The organism is Pseudomonas poae (genome assembly GCA_028869255.1).
Lineage (GTDB): Bacteria > Pseudomonadota > Gammaproteobacteria > Pseudomonadales > Pseudomonadaceae > Aquipseudomonas > Aquipseudomonas poae_C.
In genome coordinates this window covers 3,607,915-3,622,273 of sequence record CP110972.1, presented here as the reverse complement: position 1 = coordinate 3,622,273, position 14,359 = coordinate 3,607,915, and the positions used below count along the sequence as shown (strand labels likewise).

Here is a 14,359-nt window from a genome sequence, read left to right as displayed (position 1 = left end):
CCCAATCAGTCATGCCTTGCGCCACGGCTTCAGCCATAGCCCCATCCCAAGCAACACCCCGGCGCCTGCCAGGGTGCTGAGCCCCAGTTGCAGCCACAGGTCTTCAATGCCAAACAGCGCCAACGCGGCCAGCCCCATCAGCAGCGCGCTGAGCAACCCGTGCCGGGCCCATGGCAGGGCGCCAAGCAGGGCTTGGCGTTGCATCAGCAATAGCGCGGTGCAGATCACCCCGGCCAGCGCGGCCAAGGGGATACCGGCCAGGCCGAAGGCAAAGGGCAGGGCGCCCAGCAGCAACACGTTGACCAGGCTGCCGAGCAATTCACACCGCAGCGGCTGGCGCGTATCGCCGGCCGCATAGGCATAGCGTGCGAGCAGGGCGTTCCAGGCGCCGAATACCAGCGGCACGGCAAACCCGGCCAACAGCAGCGGCAACGGTGAGTCCGCCGACTGCTTGGGCAGCAACAGGGCCACCAGGCTCGGCGCTGCCGCCACCAGGCCGACGCCGGCGGGCAGGGTCAGCACGCTGGCGGTTTCCAGGCCGCGCTTGAGCAAGGCCAGGCGCTCGTCACCCTGGCGCCGGCTCATCATGCCCAGCAGCACCTGGTTGAGGCTCATCAGCGCAATCAGCGGCAGGTTCATCAGCTTGCGCGCCAGGTTGACCCAGGTCACCGCGCCTTCCCCCAGCAGCGACGCCACCAGGCGCTCGATCAGCGCCAGGCCCTGGCTGGCCCCGTTGCTTATCAATAAGGGGCCGATACGCTGGCCCAGCTCCCGCAAGGGCGCCAACGTCAGCTGCCAGCGCCATGGCCGCCAGCCCTGGCGCCACACCGACGGCAGCAGTGCCAACGGCATCAACAGGCTGCCGGCCAGGCAGGCCAGGGCCAGTGAGTGAGGTTGGCTCGCAGTGCCCGCCAACGCCAGGTAAGTCACCGGCGGCAGGTTGAACAGCAACGAGCCCAGCCCCGCCAGCACAAAGCGTTCGCCGGCCTGCAACGGAATGCTGAACAGCGCATGCAGCATCAACCCCGGCACGCACCACGCGACGATCTGCAGATTGCCCGCCGCCAGGGCCGTGGCATTCGCCGCCAGCCCCGGGCCGAGCACCTGCACCAGCCACGGTGCCAACAGCGTCAGCAGCAGGCTGGTGGCCAGCGCGATCAGCAGCAAGGCCGGAAACAACACCGCCAGCCAGCCCAGCCGCTCGTCGTCCTTGCGGGCCAGGTACAGCGGCAGCGCGGCGGCGCTCAACACACCACCGGCTAACGACATGCGCAGCGCTTCCGGCAAGAACAACGCGATCAGGAATGCATCACTGCGCTCACCCGCACCCCAGGCCGCCACCAGCAACCATTCGCGGGCGAACCCCAGGCACAGGCCCAGCAGGGTCGCCAGGGTCAACCAAACAGCCGAACCGAGCATCAGGGCTGCGCGCCATCGGGCAGCGGCCGGCTATGCACCACCCGCTTGAGTTGCGGCAGACGCGCCGGAAACAAGCGCCGCGCCTCCAGCACATTGATGCCGACCATCAGCCAGAACAGCGCCACCATCACCACCGCAAAGCTGAAGTAGTGGTCGAACAAACCGCTGACCAATGCCGACAGAATCCCGCCGGTGGTGCCCAGCCACAGGGCGTTGTCCTTAGTCAGGCGGATCGGGCCTTTTTCCGGGCGCGCTTCACGCCACCAACGCACGGTTACCGCGACAAAAAACAGCATGCCGACGATGCCGATCTTGTAGATGTAGTTCAGCCACAGGTTGGAAATCCCCAAAAAGTGAGTGTCCGGCACCGGCGGGTCGACCTTGAAGCCGATGCCGAACGGATAGGCCGCCACGGCCTGGGGGAACATGCGGTATTCGTCGAAGCGTACTTCGGTACTGGCGTTGTTCGACGAGAAAATCGTCGCCAGCCGTTCCTGCAGCGGCGGGTAAGCCATCACCAACGCCACCGTCAACGCCGCGCCTATCATCAGCAGGCGCCCGGTGTACGGCACCCGGCGCGTGGCCATCCACATCAGCACCAATGCCAGGCTGACCATCGCCCCACGGCTACTGGCCAACAACAGCGCGGCCGCGCCCAGGCAGGCCACGCCCAGGCCCAGTGCGCGTTTCCAGCCTTGCTCGGTCATGCCGAAACAGAAGGCCAGGGGCAGCAGCAGCGCCATGATCCCGCCGATGGCGTTCGGGTGGGTCCAGGGCGAGCCCATGCGCGAGGACATGGCCTCCAGGCCGAATTTCAGCATGTCGAAGTTGGCGTAATTGAACAGGGCCAGGATCGGCGCGATCCCGGCCCCGGAGCGCGTGCGCACAAACACCGCAATCGACAGCACCAGCATCGCCAGGGTGCCCAGCAACAGGGCGATGACCAGGGATTCGCGGTGTTTTTGATCCACCAGCAAGCGGGCGGCGATAAACACCCCGGACAAGTTCAGCAGCCAGCGCAGCCAGTTGGCCACGCCGCTGGTGTCGGCCTGGATGGTGACCTGGCCGACAATGAACGGGAATACGCTGAACAGCATCAGCCACAGCAGCATCTGGTCGGTGGGGCGTCGCGCCAGGCCCGGTGTATCGGGCAGGCGCGCCAGGAAACCGTGCCACAGGATCGCGCCCCAGGTCAGGGCCAGGATCGCTTCGCTGACCGTGCTGCGAATGCCCAGGTTGACCGTGGAAAACGGCATGAACGTCGCCACAAAGGCGAACAGCAACAGGCCCCAGAACGGAAAGCGCAAGATGGTCACCGCACCCGCCAGGCCGACCACGGCGAGGAACGCCTTGGCCGGTGACAGCAACAGGGCCACTGCGCCAAACAGCAGGCCGAAGAGAATCGCGACGAGGCTTGCCAGGTTTACTTTCACTGCAGTTCCTCGATCAGTTCGGCCAGGCGCCGGCGATAGGCGTGATGGTTGAAGCGCTCCGCCCACTGGCGCCGTTGCTCGGGGGAGTCTTCGTCGGGTTGGTCCGCCAGGCCGACCATCAACTGCACCAGCGCCGGGCCGTCGGTGGGCGAAAAACGTGGCGCCGACGGCGGGGTGATTTCATCCAGCGACGTGCCGCTGGCCACTGCAACCGGGGTGCCGACGCTCAGCGCTTCGATTACCGGCAGGCCAAAGCCCTCGGCATACGAGGGTTGCCACAGCCGCGAGGCCTGGCGGTACAGCGCGTGCAGCTCGGCATCCGACACGCCGCTCAGCGCCCGAATCCCCGGCAGTGAGCGCTGCGCTTCGGGCAAATGCTCCAGGCTGCCCACCAGCACCAACTCCGGCACGGCAGGGGATTGGCGCCGCGCCTGCTGCCAGGCATCGACCAGAAACGGCACGTTCTTGCGCAGCTCGCGGGTGCCCACCAGCAGCCAGTAGCGTTGTGGCAGTTGGCGGGCGGACAGGTCCGCCGCCAGTTCGGCAAAACCGTCGACCTGGTTGGGCAGCACACGAATCTTGCCCGCCGCCTTGGGAAACAGCCGTGCAGTCTCGTCGGCGCTGTACTGCGACGGGGTCCAGACGCGGTCGGCGCTGTGCACCGCGTAGGCAATCGACAGGCGATCGCTGGTCTTGTAGATCAGCGCCTTCAAGCGGTTGGCGTGGTAGTTGTTCAAGGTGATCTGAAACAGATCATGCAACAGCACCACCGTACGTAAACCCTTGGGTTTGGGGGGCAACGGCAAGCCCATATTGAAGGTGCTGATGTACAGGTCGATATGCTGTTCACGCAAGGCTCGCGGCAAGAAGCCGGCTTCGAAACGCAGGCGATTCTGCGGCTGGTGCATGGCGGTCTTGGCGCAACCCCATTCCGGGCAGTGCGCCTGCAAACGGGTTTCATCGCCCAGGGGCGCCACGGTAAACCGCTCCAGCTCGATGCCGGGCAGGCTGTACAGGGCGCTTTCCAGTGCATACACCTGGCGGCTGATGCCCGATTGCGGCGAGGTGCCGACAGTGCGGTAATCCAGGCCTATACGCATACCGGCGCCTTTTGCTTTTGCGGCGCAAGGCTGGTGTACACCTGCTCCAGTTGGCTGGCGGCGACGCTCCAGTCATGGGCGCGGCGCACATAGGCGCGGCCGGCTTCGCCCATCGGGGCGGCGGCATCGGGGAATTGCAGCAGGCGTACCACGGCGTCGGCCAGGCTGCTGGCGGTCTGGCCGCCGAGGTAGTCCAGGCCTTCCACCAGGTCCAGCCCCGACACACCTTGCGCGGTGCTCGCCAAGGGCAGGCCGGCGGCCAGCGCTTCCAGCACTTTGAGCTTGGAACCGCCCCCATGGCGCAACGGCGCCAGAAACACCGAACAGCTCGACTGCAGGTTCAACAGGTTGGGCACAAACCCTTGCCATTCGATACGCGGGTCCGGCCAGCGTTCGCGCCAACTGCCCGGCATACCGAAACCGCACACGCTCATGCGCGCGTCCGGGCAGCGCTCCCAGACCTTGGGCAGGATCTCATCCAGGGCCCATTCGATGGCATCCACGTTCGGCGCATATTCATAGTTGCCGAGGAACAACACACGCCGTGCCGACGGGTCCGGACGGGCTGCGGCGAAGTGGTCGCAGTCCACACCGTTGACCACCACCGGTACCGGTTTGCCGGCGATCTTGGCCAGCACTTGCGCATCGCTCTCGGTGACTGCCACCACCTGCGTGGCCTGGCGCATCACCCGGCGTTCCCAGCGGGTGTAGCGCCATTGATCGTAGCGAACAAATGGCAGCGCCCAGCGCGGAAAACGGTCGTACGTGGCGGCGCCGAGGGCCGATTCGACGTTGTGCTCGGTCAGCACAAAGGGCTGGGATTTGCGCGCCAGCGTATCTTCGTAAGGCTGGAAGCTGTAGCTGTGCTCAATCTGCACCACGTCCCAATGGTCGTTGAGCAACCAGTTGAAGGTGTCCTGCAATTCGCCCGCCAGGCCATTCACGCTGGCCAGCAGCGGGTAGGGCGCAAACAGCCCGGCCAGCAGGGTGGTGACGCTGCGCAGCGGGCGGCGCGGCAGGATGATCAGCTGTTCGAGAAACCCCTCCAGCACCTGGCGGTCGGTGAGCGACACCGGGTGTTTGTCATGCAGCAGCAAGGTGATCCGATGGCCACGCGCAGCCAGGCTGCGCAGCAGGGTGGAACTGGCGCGTTTTGCCGCCGCTGGTGGCGGGCCAGGGCGAGTAGGGCAGGATCCATAAAATACGCATGGCAGGCCTCAGTCCCATAACAGAATTTGCAGGTTCGGCTTGACCGGTACAGTCAGTCCGTTGGAGCCGCTGACCGGCGTTTGCGTGCCGCGCAGCGGGTCATACAGGGTGGCGCCGGCAAGCCCGGGCAAGTGCGCGTTGCCGCCTTCGGCCGACCAGAAAAACCACAGCTTGCGCCCGTCGGCGCGGGTCCAGCCGATGCTGAACAGGCCGCCCGGCAACTGGTCGGCGCCGGGTGGGTCGGCGGGGGTCAGCGCCGGCCCGCTCACGTCGAGGAAGTTTTTCAGCGCGGTATAGGCGGGCTTGGGGTTTGCATCGATATCGAGCAAGCCATAGGACTGGTCACGCACGCTGGCGCGCTGGTCAAGGTCGCTCAGGGTGAACAGGAAAATCTTGTCGTAATCCATCGCGCTCATCAGGGCCAGGCGGCGCAGGATGTAATCGGCCTGGCCTTGCCGGGTGATGATGTCCTGAGCGTCTTTGGGCCCGGGGTAGGTCGACCAGCCCCACTCGGTGCTCCACAGGGTGTTCACGCCGGCGTTGCGCAGGCCCTGGTTGAGGGCGCTGGTCTTGGCGATAAAGTCCAGGTTGGCCGGGTCATTGCCTTCGGGCAATTGGGTGTAGGGGTGGTAGGACACGGTGCTGTTCAAACTCGCCAGGCCGAGGGCGCCGAGTGCGTCGAACATGGTCTGCCCGTTGGGCATTTCGCTGAAGAAGGCCATGCCGGCGGCCACCACTGGTTTGCTCGGGTCGACCGCACGCAGTGCCGCGGCGGTGGCTGTGAGCAGCGTGGCGTAGCCGGCCGGGTCCGCTACCGGGCGCCAGAAGCCCAGCAGGTTCGGTTCATTCCACACCTGCCAGGCGTTGACGCTGGGATAGCGCTGCGACAACAACGCCATGCGGTTGGCGAACACATTCGGGTCTTTGGGCGGGTACTGGTCCTGATAGGGCGCACCGACCGGCGCGGTGGTGGCGAAGGGCGCCGAGCCCACCAGGTAGAACACCGACTTGAGTTGGTTGTCTTGCAGCTTGCCCACCAGTTGATCGAGTGTCGCGACCTGGTACTGGGTTTCCACCGGTTCCAGTTGGTCCCAGTGCAGGTCCAGGCGCACCCACTCCAGGCCCAAGTCCCTGAGACGGTCGATCTGCATCTGATAACGCGCAGGGCTGAACCACAGGAACTGCGCGTTCACCCCCAGAAAGTCTTTCCACACCACGACCTTGTTGCCCTTGAGCACATGGTTTTCGGCATCCGCCTGGCGCCCCCATAAAAATGCAGTCAGTCCCAAGACGGCAACCACCGCGAGGGTGGCCACCCAGGTGCGTTTACGCGCCATGGTGGGCTCCTTTGATGGCCTCGCCAAACAGCTCGGCGAACTTCTGCGCGGTCAGCGGCCACAGGCGTTCACGGCCGATTTCCCCGGCGCGCTCGGCCCAATCCCGAGCCAGTGACGGGGTGCGGGCCAGGCGCAGCAGTTGCTCGCTCAGTGCGGCCACATCGCCTTCGGGGTAGATGGCGCCGTTGCCGCTGGCGACTTCCTCGGCAAACGCCCGCGCATCGGAGGTGATCGCGCCGCGCCCGCAAGCGGTGGCCCAGGACAGCGCCCCGCTGGTGCCGCGCTGGCGTCCCAGCAGGCCGAGTTTTTTCGATTCGCGATAGGGCAGCACCATCACATGGTGGGCCTGGATGGTCCGGGCGATTTCGTCGGCGGGCAGGTTCAGCCGCCAGTCGATGGCGCCGGTCAGGCCGAGTGCGGCGATCTGACTCTTCAGTTGCTCCAGATAATTGCCGCCTGCGCCAAACGCCATTTCCGCGGCGGTGCCACCGGCCAGGGTCAGGCGCACACGGTCGCGCAATTCGGGGGCTTGTTCGAACACATTGGCCAGGGCCTGCACCAGGTCTTCGATGCCTTTGCCGCGGTAGATAAACCCGAAGTACAGCAGGCGCAGGGGCTCGAGGGCGGGCAGCGGCGCCGGTGGTACGGCCAGGTTGGCGTGGTTGATCACCGCCACTTTGCCGGGCGGCAATTGCATGCGTTGGCTCAGGCAATCAGCGCCCAGGCGGGTAAGCGTCACCAGCCGGGTCAGGCCTTTGGCGACCTGGCGTTCTTCGCGCAAGGTCAGGGGGTCGGCCAGCACCACCGCCGCCTGGGGCAATGGGCTGGGCAGGCGCTCCAGCAGGTTCAGCGGAAACGGCAGTTGCTCACGCCGCCACACCATGCGCTCCGGGTCGTGCACGGTGGCCGTCAGCGGCAGGTGCGAATAAGCCTTGCGCAGTTCGCGCAGGGCCAGAAATTCCCCCAGGCGCCCGCCGCCCAGCTCGGCGTGGACCAGGTCCACACTGTGCCAGTTGAAGGTGGCGACCGCGTGTTTGATCGCCTGCGAGTTGCTCGCCACCCCGGTCAGCGGTGTCAGCACCGTCACCCCGAGTTGTTCCAACGCCGTGCGGAAGTGGTTCGCGTAGTCGGCGATCCCGTTTTTTTCCGGTGGCAAGGGCGCGAGCAGGGCGATACGCATCAGAACGCCCCCGGTACTTGGCGATGGTGCGCAGCACTTTGCTCGGCACTTCAAACTTGCGACGGTTGATGATGATGCCGTCCACCTTGCCGAACGCGGTGTTGAGGATCGACAGCGCGTGCTCCACCACCGGCACCGTGCTTTTGCGCGCTTCCACGACCAGGCCGATCAGGTCGGCGCGGCGCAAGGTGATAAACGCATCGCGGTTGTCCAGCAGCGCCGAGGCGTCCAGCAGCACCACTTCGCCCGGCGCCGCCGCTTCCAGCCCGCCGACCCGTACATTGATGCCGTTCTCACGCAGCAACAGGCGCAGCTGCTCCACCACAAACGTCACCCCTTCGCCATGCCGCGCCGAGGTCAGCCCCAGCACCAGGCCCTGTTCGGCGATGCGCGCCGGCTGCAACAGGCTGTACAGCCGGTAGATGCTTGCATGGAAAGCGTTGGTACTTTGCGCGGTGGTGGTGTCCAGCTCCGGCAGGGTAGTCCACAGCGGCAGGCCGAACTTGCGTTCCACCAGGCCGCCATCGTGGATACGCTGGTCGAGCAGGTAGCACAGGTAGATCACGAGCAGGCCGACGACGATCGCGAACGGGATCGCCAAAATCAGCATCACCAGGGTTTTCGGGAAGATGCGGCCGGGGTTCAGGGTGGCTTCTTCGATCACCGCGATGTTGCTGATCTGGCTGTTGTCCAGCTCACGGTCGATGCGCGATTTCTCCAGGTTGTCCACGTACAGCGCGTAGTTGCGCTCGGTGGTATTCAGCTCGCGGGAGAGGCGCGCCAGTTCCGGTTCAATCTCCAGGGCTTCCTTGCGCTGACCCTCAAGGTTCACCAGTTGCTTCTGTTGCTGAACCAGTTGGGTGCGCAGCGCCAGGTTGTTACTCGACTCATCCAGCAGCACCCGCTGCAAGTGGATTTCAGGGTGTTCGGCGCACGGTTTTCCGAGGCCTGCACGGTGTTGCTCTCGCTGGCGACCATGCCCTGCATTGCACGGATCGACGCATCCAGGGCTTTGACCGGCGGCGCGTTGTCGGTGTAGGTGCGCATCATGTCGGCTTTTTCCAGCAGCTTCTGGTTAAGCAGGCGACGCAAATCCTGCTGCTGCGGGTTCAGCGCGATCTGGCGAACGGTGGTGACTTCCTTGGGCTGGCCCTTGAGCTGGTTGCGGGTGCTCTGGATCGCGCTGTCGGACGAGGCGATCAGGCGCGTGGTGTTGAACACTTCGCCACGCAGTACGTTGATGCGTTCGGACAAGTCTTCCAGGCGGTCGGTGATGCTCGCGGCGCCGATCTGGTTGAGGTGCGTGAGGATCTGTTCCTTGTAGCTCTTGATCTCGGTGGCGCTGTTTGCCGCCTGGCCTTCATAGAAGGCGTACAGGCTCTTGCGCCCCAGGGCCTGGGTGCGTTCGTTGATATAGGTCTCGACCCAGTCCTTGACCACCGCCTGGGCAATCTCCGGATCGCCCCAGGTGAAGGTGATATCCATCACCGTGGAGCCGGCGGCGTGGCTCACGTCAAAGCTCTTTTCCAGGCTGGCGGCCAGGCGTTCCACGGGGGTGGTTTTTTCAACCACGCCGACGGTTTCCAGCACCACGCGCAGGCCGTCGAATACCGCGCCCACCGCGCTTTTGACGGTGTACTTGACGCGCTTGAAGAAGCCTTCGGGCGGCGGCGCGTTGTCGATCACTTCCAGGTAGTGCTCGGCCACCGCACGCACGATCGGGCGCCCGGTCAGCAGGCGCTCTTCGTCGACAATCGGGTCGCGCTGGGTGCTGGGCATCACCAGCGCCTGGCGGTTGCTGATCTCGATCGGCAGCGTTGAATCACGCCCTGGCTTCACCAGCAGGCGCGCGGTGGATTCGTACTTGGCCGGCAGCAAAAAGGCGCCCAGCAAAATGATCACCAGCGCCGCGATGGCCGCCAATTTGAACTCGTGCCGGAAGATGAAGAACAGGCGCAGAAGATCACGAAAAGAACGGATCTCGATCATGGGATGTCGCTCCTTTAGTTATTGCCGCCGCTGGTTCGGGTGTAGTTGTAGCCAACCCCAATGGACTTGGTGAACGGGATCAGTTGGTTCAAGTAGGTATCCACTCCCTGGATGCGCTCGCCCACGTTGGACTTGGGTACGAACACCACATCGCCGCGTTGCAGTTGCACGGGTTTGCGCCCGTTGGGGCCGGTTTTGAGGTACTGGCTGAAGTCCAGGAAGTAGGCGTGGTAAGCGCCTTGGGCATCTTCGCGCAGCAGCGCGACCATGCTCGCGTTGCCTGACGGGTTCACCCCGCCGGCGCCGATAATCGCCTGTTCCAGGGTGTTGGCCGTGGCGATCTGCACCGCCGTCGGGTTATTCACCGCGCCGCCGACGATCACCGAGTTGCCCGGTGCCTGGTTGATGTTCACCGTCACACGCGGCTCGCGGTACACCGGCGCGAGGCTTTTGGTCAGGTCGGCTGCCACCTCGGCGGGCGTGCGCCGCGCCACCTGGATCGGCCCCAGGAACGGGTAGTTGATCTTGCCGTCGGTTTGCACCGTATACAGCGTCAGCTCGTAGATGGTGCTGACGTTGAACGCCGACAGGGTGGGCATCTCGCCGGCGTCGCGCACGATGCGCAGTTGGTCGCCGATGCGGATGCGTTCCACCGCTGGCGGCAACTGGGCGAGCTGGTCGAGGGCGCGCTTGCCATCCTCGACGGCCTGGTCGTCCGGCGGCACGATGCGCGCAGGCGTATTGCAGGCCGCCAGGGCCAGCATGGCCAGGACGAGCATACTGCGTTGGATCAAGGGGGACTTCCTGTTCGTCATGCTGCTACCTCCAATAACCGGGAAACATGCTGATGCGCCGCTTCAGAGACAGTGGCAGGCGACGTTCCAGGTGGCCCAGCCGGTAGCCGAGCAATTTGAACGCGCTGCGCACCAGCACTTCGGGCACGCGGTGCAGGGCACCGGCTTTACGCAAGGCGGCGAGTTCGGCCAGCACATAGCGCTTGCCTTCGCCTCCTGCATCGCCAAAGGCCTGCTTGATCCATGGCTCGCGCCCGTAGAACACGCCGATGTCGAAGTAGCGGTGAAACTCATCCATCAGTTTGTAATCGTGAGAGTGATGCACCAGCGCCGTGGCGGCGTAGCGCACCTTGTAGCCTTCAAGCAGCATGCGCGCCGCCACAAAGGCGTCCTCGCTGCCGATCACGTCGGCGGGAAAGCCGCCCACCGCTTGCAGCACGCTGCGCCGGTAGACGGAGAACGAGTCGGAACTGAAACAGGTCTTGATCCCCAGTTCCGGGGCATCCGCCAGGGTTTTGCTGCGGCTCTGTTCCGGGTAGTTGAAGTGCCGCGACTGTGCCCCAAGCACGCCGGCATCGGGGTGCGGCAGCTGGCGGCCGTAGGCCACGCCGTTGAGCGGGTCCTGCTGCAATTCGTCGAGCAGGTTGGCGAAGGTCTCGGGCGTGGCGGGGATGGCGTCCTGGGTCATCACGATCAGCGCATCGCCGCCCACCTGTTCACTGGCCCAGCGCCGGGTGCCGCCGTGGTTGAAGTCGCGGGCGTCGATCACTTCGACCCGCGCACCGAAGGCGCGAAAGCGCGCCACGGTGTCATCGTTGGAGGCGCTGTCCACCACCAGCATTTCGTCCGGTTGCAGGGTTTGCATCTTCAGCGCCGGCAGCAGGCGCGCCAGGTGGCTGGAGGCGTTACGGGTCGGGATGATCAGTGACGTGCGCATATCATTTTTCACGTCAGCGGGCGCACGCCCGTAGATGTCGTCAAAGCGCACAATGTCGTCCTCGCCCAGGTACTCGCCGCTCTGCACCTCGATCATCACCAGGTCGATGATGCCGGGGTTGGTCAGGCGGTGTTTGTGCCCGGCCGGAATGTAGGTGGACTCGTTGGCGTTGATCAGGAATTCACGCTCGCCGTTGGTGATCTGCGCGGCGCCGCTGACCACCACCCAGTGCTCGCTGCGGTGGTGGTGCATCTGCAGCGACAGCGAAGCCTGGGGCTTGACCACGATGCGCTTGATCTTGAAGCGGCTGCTTTCCTCCAGCACCGTGTAGGTGCCCCACGGCCGGGTGACAGTGCGGTGCAGGCTGTACGCCGGATGGTTCTGGCGCTTGAGTTCGGCGACGATGTAACGCACATCCTGGCTGCGTTTGGCGTCGGCGATCAGCAGCGCGTCGGGGGTGTCGACGATGATCAGGTCGCGCACGCCCACCGCGCCGAGGACGCGCTTGGGCGAGTCGATGTAGCAGTTGTGCACGTCATGCAAAATGGCTTCGCCATTGACCTGGTTGCCATGCGCGTCGCTCGGGGTGAGCGCACGCAGGGCTTCCCACGAGCCGATATCGCTCCAGCCGATGTCGCAGGGCACCACGGCCACTCGCTGGGACTTTTCCATCAGGGCCACGTCGATGGAAATATCCGGCGCGCTGCCGAATGCCTCCGAATCCAGTTCACGCTGGCGCGAGGTTTTATTCTGCAGGCTCTGGCTGTGCTCCAGCGCGGCGCGGGCGGCTTCCAGTACGTGCGGGGCATGCGCGGTCAGCTCATCCACCAGGGTGCTGGCCTTGAAGCAGAACATGCCGGCATTCCACAGGTGCTTGCCGCCGTCGAGGTAGCCTTGGGCGGTGGCCAGGTCGGGTTTTTCGACGAAGCGTTTGACCCGGTTGCCGTGGCTCAGCGGTTCACCTTGCTCGATATAGCCAAAGCCGGTCTCCGGGTGGTCAGGCTGGATGCCGAAGGTCACCAGGTAGCCGGCTTCGGCGAGGTCGCGGGCCTGGGTCACGGCCTCGGCGAACGCCACTTCGTTGAGGATCAAATGGTCGGCGGGCATCACCAGCAACTGCGCGTCGCCGCCGAAATGCTCCTGCACATGCAGCGCCGCCACGGCAATCGCTGCCGCCGTGTTGCGGCCGAACGGCTCCAGCAGCAGGTCCAGGGGCAGGTGGGCCGTGTTGACCAGGCGGTAGTCGTCCAGGGTGCGAAACAGCAAATCGCGGTTGGTCACCGTCAACACGCTTTCCACGCCGGGCAGTTTGGCGGCGCGCTGGAAGGTTTTCTGCAGCAGGCTCTGGCCATCGCGCATGCGCATGAACGGCTTGGGCATGTTCTGCCGCGACACCGGCCACAGCCGCGTGCCCGAACCACCGGAAATGATGCAGGGAATTAATCCGTTGAGTGTGTTCATCAATAGACTTCCTTGGTGGAAAGGACGGCCGGGACCGTCATGAAAACGATGTACAGGTCAAACCACACCGACCACTTGGAGATGTACTCCAAGTCGTACTCGACACGTTTCTGGATCTTGAACAGGGTGTCGGTTTCACCCCGGTAACCATTGATTTGCGCCCAGCCGGTAATCCCGGGTTTTACCCGGTGGCGCGAACTGTACTCGCTCACCGCCACTTCAAACGGCACACCCGCCGCTTTGGTCGCCGTGGCGTGCGGGCGCGGGCCGACCATGGACATGTTGCCCAGCAGCACGTTGAACAGTTGCGGCAGCTCGTCGATGCTGGTCTTGCGGATGATGCGGCCCACGCGGGTGATGCGCGGGTCCTGGCGGGTGGTCTGGCGCTCGGCGGTGAAGTCGCTCTGTTCGGTGAACATCGAGCGGAACTTGAACACGCGGATTTCATTGTCGTTGTAGCCATAGCGGTTCTGGCGGAACAGCACCGGGCCCTTGGAGTCGAGCTTGATCGCAATCGCCGTCGCCAGCATCACCGGCGACAGGCAGACCAGCGCGATGCTTGCCAGCAGCAAATCCTCACAGCGCTTGATCACCGGCGACCAGCCTCGCAGCGGCAGTTGCGAAGTGTTGAACATCAAGATGCCGCCCACGTCGGTGATATGGCTGTGGCCGTAGCGCAAGGCGGCCATGTCGGGCACCAGCATCACGTTTACCGACAGCTGCCGCAGGCGGTTGACCAGCCCGTGGATGCGCTGCTCGGCGGCCCAGGGCAGGCAGATCATCACCTGGTTGACCTGTTCGGCGCGGATCAGTTTTTCCAGGTCGCGGGTGTTGCCGAGCAAGGGCAGGTTGCTCAGTTCCTTGGGAATGCGCTCGGTGCGGTCGTCGATAAAACCGATCAGGCCGGAGCGGATATCACCGTTGCGCTGCAGATGGTCGGCGACGTGCATGGCGGTGTCGGTAAAGCCCAGAATCACCGTGCGTTGCAGGTATTTGCCGGCGCGCATCAGCTTGCGGTACAGGCGCAGCATCAGCAGGCGTTCGAGGCAGAACAGCAGCAGGCTGGCGAAGTACCAGGCCACAAGGTTGCGGGGGGTCAATTGCGGGAAAAACAGCAGGATCTGGTACATGAACAGCAGGATACAAAATGCCGCCGACCAAGCTTTGACTTTGGTTTTCAGGCGCAGGCGATTGCTGAACAGCTCCTCGGAATAGATGCCCAGGGCCTGGAACAGAATGATGGTCAGGACCGCGAAAAACACCAGCAGCCCGATGAAGTGGGCGCGCAGCTCCGGGTCCATCGGGTCGATGAAAATCACCAGTACCAGAGGCGGCAGTATGGCGCTCAGGCCATGGATCAATTTGATAAAAACAACAAAGAACTCAACAAAACCGGCGCGCGTTAAAAACAGGCTGTCGACGGACGACTTTTCTCGCATAAAACATCCCTCATTGCACTCCAGACTCTGCTGTTCGGTTGTTTGTTCAATAAAGCAGCAG

At 64.4% G+C, this 14,359-nt stretch carries 8 protein-coding genes and 3 pseudogenes; all 11 read right to left on the bottom strand.

Annotated features, from left to right (window positions below; genetic code table 11):
* Positions 1-9: 9 nt before the first annotated feature.
* Positions 10-1,419 carry an oligosaccharide flippase family protein gene (locus tag LRS56_16185; protein WDU60446.1) on the bottom strand — a complete coding sequence of 470 codons (1,410 nt, stop codon included), beginning with the start codon at positions 1,417-1,419 and terminating at the stop codon, positions 10-12.
* On the bottom strand, positions 1,419-2,852 hold the full coding sequence (locus LRS56_16180) for an O-antigen ligase family protein (GenBank protein WDU60445.1): 1,434 nt from the start codon (positions 2,850-2,852) through the stop codon (positions 1,419-1,421). Before LRS56_16180 ends, LRS56_16185 begins: the two co-directional genes overlap by 1 nt.
* Entirely contained in the window at positions 2,849-3,952 is a 1,104-nt protein-coding gene (locus LRS56_16175; protein WDU60444.1) for a glycosyltransferase family 1 protein, read from the bottom strand. Before LRS56_16175 ends, LRS56_16180 begins: the two co-directional genes overlap by 4 nt.
* Positions 3,943-5,161 (bottom strand): annotated as a pseudogene (locus tag LRS56_16170) (glycosyltransferase family 4 protein). Before LRS56_16170 ends, LRS56_16175 begins: the two are co-directional and overlap by 10 nt.
* An 8-nt stretch (positions 5,162-5,169) precedes the next feature.
* Complete coding sequence (locus LRS56_16165) at positions 5,170-6,498, bottom strand: cellulase family glycosylhydrolase (protein ID WDU60443.1); 1,329 nt, start codon at positions 6,496-6,498, stop codon at positions 5,170-5,172.
* Positions 6,488-7,678: a glycosyltransferase gene (locus LRS56_16160; protein WDU60442.1), complete on the bottom strand. Its 1,191-nt coding sequence runs from the start codon at positions 7,676-7,678 to the stop codon at positions 6,488-6,490. The genes LRS56_16165 and LRS56_16160 overlap by 11 nt, the downstream gene beginning before the upstream one ends.
* Before the next feature lie 10 nt (positions 7,679-7,688).
* A pseudogene (locus tag LRS56_16155) lies at positions 7,689-9,667 on the bottom strand (exopolysaccharide transport family protein).
* 14 nt (positions 9,668-9,681) lie between these two features.
* The gene (locus tag LRS56_16150) at positions 9,682-10,458 is read right to left on the bottom strand and encodes a polysaccharide export protein (protein WDU65762.1); all 777 of its coding nucleotides are present in this window, start codon (positions 10,456-10,458) and stop codon (positions 9,682-9,684) included.
* A 28-nt stretch (positions 10,459-10,486) separates the two neighbouring features.
* Entirely contained in the window at positions 10,487-11,398 is a 912-nt protein-coding gene (locus LRS56_16145; GenBank protein WDU65761.1) for a glycosyltransferase, read from the bottom strand.
* 6 nt (positions 11,399-11,404) lie between these two features.
* A pseudogene (locus tag LRS56_16140) lies at positions 11,405-12,859 on the bottom strand (mannose-1-phosphate guanylyltransferase/mannose-6-phosphate isomerase).
* Entirely contained in the window at positions 12,859-14,298 is a 1,440-nt protein-coding gene (locus tag LRS56_16135) for an undecaprenyl-phosphate glucose phosphotransferase (protein ID WDU60441.1), read from the bottom strand. The pseudogene LRS56_16140 and the gene LRS56_16135 overlap by 1 nt, the downstream one beginning before the upstream one ends.
* Between the last annotated feature and the right edge of the window lie 61 nt (positions 14,299-14,359).

What these genes read in the sequence shown, in the direction of transcription:
- LRS56_16145 (WDU65761.1), bottom strand. Translation starts at nt 11,398, where the DNA reads ATGCGCACGTCACTGATCATCCCGACCCGTAACGCCTCCAGCCACCTG.
- LRS56_16165 (WDU60443.1), bottom strand. Translation starts at nt 6,498, where the DNA reads ATGGCGCGTAAACGCACCTGGGTGGCCACCCTCGCGGTGGTTGCCGTC.
- LRS56_16175 (WDU60444.1), bottom strand. Translation starts at nt 3,952, where the DNA reads ATGCGTATAGGCCTGGATTACCGCACTGTCGGCACCTCGCCGCAATCG.
- LRS56_16185 (WDU60446.1), bottom strand. Translation starts at nt 1,419, where the DNA reads ATGCTCGGTTCGGCTGTTTGGTTGACCCTGGCGACCCTGCTGGGCCTG.
- LRS56_16160 (WDU60442.1), bottom strand. Translation starts at nt 7,678, where the DNA reads ATGCGTATCGCCCTGCTCGCGCCCTTGCCACCGGAAAAAAACGGGATC.
- LRS56_16135 (WDU60441.1), bottom strand. Translation starts at nt 14,298, where the DNA reads ATGCGAGAAAAGTCGTCCGTCGACAGCCTGTTTTTAACGCGCGCCGGT.